Below are 8,099 nucleotides of genomic sequence, written 5' to 3'. Positions count from 1 at the left end.
CCGAAGATGAAGCCGGTGTCGCCTTCGGCGCAGGATACGGTCACGCCCTGGCCGTCTTTTAGTACCTGGGTGGCATTGCCGCAACCGACCACGGCCGGGATGCCCAGCTCACGGGCGATGATCGCCGCGTGGCAGGTGCGCCCGCCACGGTTGGTGACGATGGCACTGGCGCGCTTCATCACCGGTTCCCAGTCCGGGTCAGTCATGTCTGAGACCAGTACGTCGCCGGGCTGCACCTTGTCCATCTCGGACACGTCGTTGATCACGCGGACCTTGCCGGCGCCAATGCGCTGGCCGATGGCGCGGCCTTCGACCAGCACGGTGCCCTTCTCTTTGAGCAGGTAACGCTCCATGACATTGGCGCTGGCGCGGCTCTTCACGGTCTCAGGGCGGGCCTGAACGATGTACAGCTTGCCGTCATCACCGTCCTTGGCCCACTCGATGTCCATCGGGCGCTGGTAGTGCTGCTCGATGATCATCGCCTGCTTGGCCAGTTCGTTGACTTCGTCGTCGCTCAGGCAGAAGCGGGCACGATCGGCACGGTCGACCTCGATGGTCTTGACCGAGCGGCCGGCCTTGGCTTCGTCGCCATAGACCATCTTGATCGCCTTGCTGCCCAGGTTGCGGCGCAGGATGGCCGGGCGACCAGCCTGCAGGGTTTGTTTGTGCACGTAGAATTCGTCAGGGTTGACCGCGCCCTGCACCACGGTTTCACCCAGGCCGTAGGCACCGGTGATAAACACCACGTCACGGAAGCCCGACTCGGTGTCGAGGGTGAACATCACGCCAGCGGTGCCGGTTTCTGAACGGACCATGCGCTGCACGCCGGCGGACAGGGCTACCAGCTTGTGGTCGAAGCCCTGGTGCACGCGGTAGGCGATGGCGCGGTCGTTGAACAGCGAGGCAAACACTTCCTTGGCCGCGCGGATCACGTTGTCGACGCCACGGATGTTGAGGAAGGTTTCCTGCTGGCCGGCGAACGAGGCGTCCGGCAGGTCTTCGGCGGTGGCCGAGGAACGCACGGCCACGGCCATGTTGTCGTTGCCCTGGGACATTTCGGCGAAGGCGGTGCGGATTTCCGCATCCAGGCGGGCCGGGAAATCGGCCTCCATCACCCACTGGCGGATCTGCGCGCCGGTCTTGGCCAGGGCATTGACGTCATCCACGTCGAGCGCATCGAGTGCCGCATGGATCTTGTTGTTCAGGCCACTCTGTTCGAGAAAGTCACGGTACGCCTGAGCCGTAGTGGCAAAGCCGCCCGGCACCGACACACCGGCACCAGCGAGGTTACTGATCATCTCGCCCAGGGATGCGTTCTTGCCCCCCACATGCTCCACATCGTGGACGCCGAGCTTATCGAGGGAAACTACGTACTCTACCAAGGTGATCTCTCCACTAACTGTATTGGAAAAGCTCAAGGGCGCCCGCCTGCCTTCGTTGACTGGGCCGGACGCTTGTGGCCTGTACCTGGAATATAGGTTCGCAAAATATGGCAGAATTGCTGACAGCCGCATTCGGCAAACCGAACTTATCATATCCAAGAAACGTCATCAGCTTAAGGCCCAGATCGCAAATGAAACGAACCGCGTTCTTCATCTCCGATGGCACCGGCATCACCGCCGAAACCCTGGGCCAGAGCCTGCTCGCTCAATTCGAAAGCATTCCGTTCAATAAATTCACTCGTCCATACATCGATAGCCCGGAAAAAGCACGGACCATGGTGCAGCAGATCAATGCCGCCGCAGAGCGCGATGGCATGCGGCCGATCATCTTCGACACCATCGTCAATCAGGACATCCGCGAGATCCTGGCGACGTCGAACGGCTTCATGATCGACATCTTTTCTTCGTTTTTATCCCCGCTCGAGCAGGAACTGACGGCCCATTCGTCGTATTCCGTCGGCAAATCGCACTCGATTGGTGGCAACTCCAACTACATGGAACGCATCGAGGCGGTGAATTTCGCCCTGGACAACGACGACGGCGCGCGCACCCACTACTACGACAAGGCCGACCTGATCCTGGTCGGCGTATCGCGCTGCGGCAAGACGCCCACCTGCCTGTACATGGCCATGCAGTTCGGTATTCGCGCCGCCAACTACCCGCTGACCGAGGACGACATGGAGCGCCTGCAATTGCCGGCGGTGCTGAAGAAGCACCACAGCAAGCTGTTCGGCCTGACCATCGACCCCGACCGTCTGACCGCCATCCGCCACGAGCGCAAGCCAAACAGCCGCTATTCCAGCTTTGCCCAGTGCGAATTCGAGGTGCGCGAGGTGGAGAACCTGTTCCGCCGGGAGAACATTCCCAACATTAATTCGACGCATTTTTCGGTGGAAGAGATTTCGGCGAAGATCCTGGTGGAGAAAGGCGTGGAGCGCAGGTTCAAGTAAGCCTGCACTGGCCTCTTCGCGGGTAAACCCGCTCCCACAGGAAACTCACCAATCCTGAGACTTGTGCAGTACCTGTGGGAGCGGGTTTACCCGCGAGAGGGCCGGCACAGGAATACAAGAAAGCCCCGGCATCGCTGCCGGGGCTTTCTTTTACCTCACTACCTGACTCAGGACGGCACCACCGCCGCCTGCCCGCTCAGCGCCAGGTCGACCAGCTCGCGGTTAGCCACCGCGTACATCGCATAGTCGGTGCCGGTGGCGTTGCGCAGGTCATCGAGCATGGCGCGCCAACGCTCGACCATCACCCGGTGCTGCTCGGCCCACAGCGCCACCCGGGCGTCCATGTCTTGCGGCGCATCGGCCATCTGCAAGACCGAGATGGTGATCGCCCGCTGCTGCAGGTCGATGTCGTCACGGAACGCCTCGCGGGCCAGGGCCTGCCAATTGTTCTCCACCGGCAGGTTGCTGATTTCCTGCAGGTACCAGGTCAGGTCCAGCGCGCTGCCCACGGCGAAGAACGCCTTGGCTACCTGCGCCGGGTCATGGCCCGTTACGTCCGAGGCCTCGATGATCGGCAGCAGGGTGTACAGGTGGGTGGTGCCGGCAACCATGCGCGCCAGCAATTCTGGCACGCCGGCGTCGACGAAGCTCTGGTAACGCACCATCCAGCGCTCGCGGGTCGGGCCTTCCAGCAGCTCGTCGAGCTTGAGCCCCAACTGGGCGATCTTCGGCCCGAAGTGCGCGCTGTCACGCCCGGCATCCTGCTCATTGCGGCGGCTGCGCAGGAACCAGCGGGTGGCGCGGCGGCCCAGGCGCATCAGCTCGTCCATCAAGGTCAGCTGGATCTCCGCCGGCACCTGATAGTCCAGCGCCTCGATCTGGCGGAACCAGTGCGGCAGGTGGAAGATGTCACGCACGATCACATAGGCCCCGGCGACGTTGGCCGGGCTCATGCCGGTCGACTCCTTCAGGCGCTGTACGAAAGTGATACCCATGTTGTTGACCAAGTCGTTGGCGATCTGGGTGCTGACGATTTCGCGCTTCAGGCGGTGACGGCGCATGGCGTCGGCGAACTTGCTGACCAGCGACGGCGGGAAGGCGGTTTCCATGTCGCGGGTCAGGTAGTCATCGTCCGGCACCTGCGACTTGAGCAGCTGCTCCTTGAGGTCAATCTTGCTGTACGAGATCAGCACCGACAGCTCGGCGCGGGTCAGGCCCTGGCCAGCCGCCAGGCGCTCGGCCAGCTGTTCCTCGGACGGCAGGAACTCGATCGCTCGGTCCAGCTTGCCACGGCTTTCGAGGTCGGCCATCAGGCGCTTGTATTCGGCGATCCGCTCGCGGGCGCGGCGGGCTGCCAGCGACAGGGCCTGGGTCTGCTTGTAGTTGTTGCCCAGCACCAGGCCAGCCACTTCGTCGGTCATGCTGCCGAGCAACTGGTTGCGCTGCTTCTCGGTCATATCGCCACCCTGCACCACTTCATTGAGCAGGATCTTGATATTGACCTCGTGGTCGGAGCAGTCCACGCCACCGGCGTTGTCAATGAAATCGGTGTTGGTGGCGCCGCCATGCAGGCCAAATTCGACACGACCGAGCTGGGTCATGCCGAGGTTGCCGCCCTCGCCTACCACCTTGCAGCGCAGTTCGTTGCCGTTGACCCGCAGGGCATCGTTGGCCTTGTCGCCGACATCGGCGTGGCTTTCAGTGCTGGCCTTGACGTAAGTACCGATACCGCCGTTCCACAGCAGGTCGACCGGTGCCTTGAGCAGCGCGTGCAGCAGTTCTGTCGGGGTCAGGCGGTCGGCTTCGATGGCAAAGCGTTCCTTCATCTGCGGGCTGATGGCGATGCTTTTGGCGCTGCGTGGGAAGATCCCGCCGCCTTCGGACATGATACTGGTGTCGTAGTCGCTCCAGGCTGAGCGCGGCAGGTCGAACAGGCGCTTGCGCTCGACGAAGCTGGTGGCCGGGTCCGGGTTCGGGTCGATGAAGATGTGCAGGTGGTTGAACGCCGCCACCAGTTGCAACTTGTCGGACATCAGCAGGCCGTTGCCGAACACGTCGCCGGCCATGTCGCCGATGCCGATCACGGTGATCGGGTCCTGCTGCACATTGATGCCGCGCTCGCGGAAGTGGCGCTGCACACCGACCCAGGCGCCACGGGCGGTGATACCCATCTTCTTGTGGTCATAACCGGCCGAGCCACCCGAGGCGAACGCGTCGCCGAGCCAGAAGCCGTAATCGATGGCGATGCCGTTGGCGATGTCGGAGAAGGTCGCGGTGCCCTTGTCGGCTGCCACCACCAGGTACGGGTCGTCGTCGTCGTGACGCACCACGTTGGCCGGCGGCACCACGCCACCGTCCTTGAGGTTGTCGGTGATGTCGAGCAGGCCGCAGATGAAGATGCGATAGCACGCCACGCCCTCGGCGGCGATTTCGTCACGGCTACCGCCCAGCGGCAGCCGGCGCGGCAGGAAGCCACCCTTGGCGCCGACCGGCACGATCACCGAGTTCTTCACCTGCTGGGCTTTGACCAGGCCCAGCACTTCGGTGCGGAAGTCTTCCTCGCGGTCCGACCAGCGCAGACCGCCGCGGGCGACATTGCCAAAGCGCAGGTGCACGCCCTCGACCCGTGGCGAATAGACGAAGATCTCGAACTTCGGCACAGGCTTGGGCAGCTCGGGAATCAGCTTGGGGTTGAACTTGAAGCTGAAGTACGACTTGTTCTGGCCGTTGCCATCCGGCTGGTAGAAGTTGGTGCGCAGGGTGGCCTTGATCAGGTCCAGGTACCGGCGCAGGATGCGGTCCTCGTTGAGCACCTGGACATCGTCCAGGGCGGTGAGGATCGCCTGCTCCAGGCGTTGCTGCTTGTCGTCCAGGTCTTCGCTGGTGAGCTTGCGCGCCAGGTAGAAGCGAGTCTTGAACAACCGGGTCAGCTCGCGGGCGATCTCGGTGTGGTTGTTCAGGGTGCTGGCGATGTAGCCAAGGTCGAAGCCCAGGCGGATCTGCTTCAGGTAACGGGCATAGGCACGCAGCAACGCCACGTCACGCCATGGCAGGCCGGCGGTGAGCACCAGACGGTTGAAGGCATCGTTCTCGGCGTCGCCCTTGACGATGTGGATGAAGGCATCCTGCAGGATGTCGTTGAGCTGCTGGATGTCCAGGTCCAGGCCTTCGCTATAGGTGAAGGCGAAGTCGTGGATCCAGAACTCGCGCCCGCTGGTGTGGCGCAGGCGGTATGGGAACTCGCCGAGTACGCGCAGGCCAAGGTTTTCCAGGATCGGCAGCACGTCCGACAGCGCCAGCGGGGTATCGGCATGGTACAGCTTGCAATGCAGCAGGCGGTCGCCCAGGCGGGTCAGCGGCTGGTAAAAACTCATCGCCAGCGGCTTGTGCTCGGACAGCGCCACCACGTGCTGCAGGTCGACCACCGCCGAATGCGCCGGGAAACGCTCGCGGTAGCCAGCCGGGAAGCCTTTGGGGAAGTCAGCCAGGATGTTGGTGCCCTGGGCTTCGCCGAAGTTCTCGATGACCAGCGCCGAGTAGTCGTCATGCCACGAGCGGCAGGCCTGGATCACTTCGTTTTCCAGTTGCTGCGGGTCGATGTCGATGCGGTTCTTCGGGTCGACCCGCAGAATAAGCTGCACGCGCGCCAACACCGATTCGGAGAAGAAGGTCCAGAACTCGCAATCGCTGGCCTTCAGGCGCTCCATCAGCACCTGCTGGATCTTCTGCCGCACTTCGGTGGAGTAGATCTCGCGCGGCACGTAGGCCAGGCAATAGCAGAAGCGCCCGTACGGGTCCTTGCGCAGGAACACGCGGATCTTGTTGCGTTCCTGGATCTGCACGATCGACATGACGGTGTTGAACAACTCGTCGATCGGGGTCTGGAACAGGTCGTCGCGTGGCAGCACTTCGAGCACCTGGGCCAGTTCCTTGCCCAGGTGCGCTTTCGGGTCGAAGCCGGAACGGCGTTCGACTTCGGCGACCTTCACGCGAATGTAAGGGATGGCATGCACGCTCTCGCCGTACACCGACGACGTGTACAGGCCCATGAAGCGGTGCTCCTTGATGACCTTGCCGTCGGCATCGAGCTGGCGGATCGACACGTAGTCCGGGTAGGCTGGGCGATGCACGCGGCTGGGCAGCGCGGCCTTGGCGAACGACAGCAGCAGCGGCTCGTTGAGGTAGGCCACGGCGTAGTCTTCGATGCGCAGTTCTTCCGCCGTCAGGCCCACCCGCAGGCGGCGCGGCAGGCCGAGGAACGACTGTTCGTCGTAGTCCATCTGGCCACCGTTGATGTCGGCCTGGACGGTGAATTCTTCGTAGCCGAGGAAGGTGAAGTGGTTATCCAGCAGCCATTCGAGGAAGGCCTTGACCTCGCCCTTTTCGTGCTGGGCCGGGCCATAGGCGGTGTTCTCCACTTCGGCGACGACTTCACGCAGCTTGGCTTTCATCGGTTCGAAATCAGCCACCGCCACACGCACTTCGGCCAGCACCTGCTCGATCTCGCGGGCCAGCACCGTCAGCTCGGCGGCATTGGCGCAGCGGTCGATCTCCAGGTACATCAGCGACTCGTGGCGCACGCCCTCGCCCTGGGTGCCCTTGGGCAGCAGTTCAAGCAGTTCGCCCTTGGCGCCCCGGCGCACGCTCAGCACCGTGGTCTGCAGGGTGTGGATGCTGTAGCCGCGGCGGTTGAGCTCGGTGCGCACCGAGTCGACCAGGAACGGCAAGTCGTGATGCAGCACTTCTACCACGGTGTGGGTCGACTGCCAGCCATTGCGCTCGTAATCGGGGTTGTACACCCGCACTTGCGGGTATTCGGGGTCGAAGCGCTCGATGATGCGCCACGCCGACAGGGTACAGCCGGCCAGGTCCGAAAGCCGGCGCTGGGTGAGTTCGTCCAGAGAGATGATGCCGAAGAACTGCTCGGCGAACAGCGCCACTTGTGGCAGGGACTGTTCGCTGATGTGCTGCGCCAGGGCCGCTTGCAGTTGATGCTGGAAGTCGGCTTTGCTGGCTGCGGTGAAGAACGCCATCTGTGGTACTCCGCTTGGGCTTTGTAATGGTTGAAGCGTCGCGCACGTCCGCCATGTTACGGATCAACGATAGCCAACCCATGGCAAGCCGGACGGTAAAAACCAGACGTTGAACGTGGCAGGCACGTCCAGGGCTCGCCGAAGCTTAACGACTGAGCGGTCATTGCCGCTTGCGAGGCTGCGACAATTTCGGTCAAGGGCTGGCAACTTTACGTTTATGGATGTGTGCAAGGCTGTCAGAATTCCCTTTCAATTCCCTTGACCCGAGTCGCCGTCATGCAAATTCAAACCTCCGTGCTGTTCGCCACCCCTTGCGATGACGAGGAAGACAACATGGCGACCCTGTGCTGCCACAGCGACAAGGGGCAGATGTTTCTGCTGACCCGTTACCCGGACGAAGACACCGTCGACCTGACCCTGGATGACGAGCCGTCGACACTGGATGGGCTGAAAGTGACCTTGAGTGCACAACGCCTGCTGATCGAAGTGGCGGCCGGGGATCGTGATGCGCTGAAAGGGGATGAGGCGCTGGAGATCGTGCTGACTTCGGCGGGGACCGACCTTGAGGAAGTGGCGCTGACCCTGAAAAACATCCTGGATGGCACCGGTACCTTCGTCAGCGAGCTCTGAGTATTCCTGTTCCGGCCTCTTCGCGGGCACGCCCGCTCCCACAG

The 8,099-nt window shown here is 62.7% G+C and carries 4 protein-coding genes; 2 read left to right on the top strand and 2 right to left on the bottom strand.

The features are described 5' to 3' along the window. On the bottom strand, positions 1–1,382 hold a 1,382-nt coding region (ppsA, locus tag APH33_RS14395; RefSeq protein WP_082433607.1), incomplete at its 3' end, for a phosphoenolpyruvate synthase. Positions 1,383–1,573: 191 nt separating this feature from the next. On the opposite strand from ppsA, the gene APH33_RS14390 reads away from it, so the two are divergent. Continuing rightward, positions 1,574–2,392, top strand: coding sequence for a pyruvate, water dikinase regulatory protein (locus tag APH33_RS14390; RefSeq protein ID WP_054885785.1), 819 nt, complete (start codon positions 1,574–1,576; stop codon positions 2,390–2,392). A gap of 167 nt (positions 2,393–2,559) precedes the next feature. Here the strand turns inward: APH33_RS14390 and APH33_RS14385 are convergent, their stop codons facing one another. Further along, positions 2,560–7,425, bottom strand: a complete 4,866-nt coding sequence (locus APH33_RS14385; RefSeq protein WP_054885784.1) for an NAD-glutamate dehydrogenase — start codon at positions 7,423–7,425, stop codon at positions 2,560–2,562. Positions 7,426–7,701: 276 nt separating this feature from the next. Between APH33_RS14385 and APH33_RS14380 the strand changes: the two genes are divergently transcribed. Beyond that, positions 7,702–8,055, top strand: a complete 354-nt coding sequence (locus APH33_RS14380; protein ID WP_054885783.1) for a hypothetical protein — start codon at positions 7,702–7,704, stop codon at positions 8,053–8,055. Positions 8,056–8,099: the final 44 nt, after the last annotated feature.

It is taken from the genome of Pseudomonas sp. NBRC 111130 (genome assembly GCF_001320485.1).
In the GTDB taxonomy this organism is placed as follows: domain Bacteria; phylum Pseudomonadota; class Gammaproteobacteria; order Pseudomonadales; family Pseudomonadaceae; genus Aquipseudomonas; species Aquipseudomonas vlassakiae.
This window is presented reverse-complemented; position numbering and strand designations above follow the sequence as displayed.

Bases quoted from the DNA above. Each gene is read 5' to 3' on its own strand.
- APH33_RS14385 (WP_054885784.1), bottom strand. From the start codon at position 7,425: ATGGCGTTCTTCACCGCAGCCAGCAAAGCCGACTTCCAGCATCAACTG.
- APH33_RS14380 (WP_054885783.1), top strand. From the start codon at position 7,702: ATGCAAATTCAAACCTCCGTGCTGTTCGCCACCCCTTGCGATGACGAG.
- APH33_RS14390 (WP_054885785.1), top strand. From the start codon at position 1,574: ATGAAACGAACCGCGTTCTTCATCTCCGATGGCACCGGCATCACCGCC.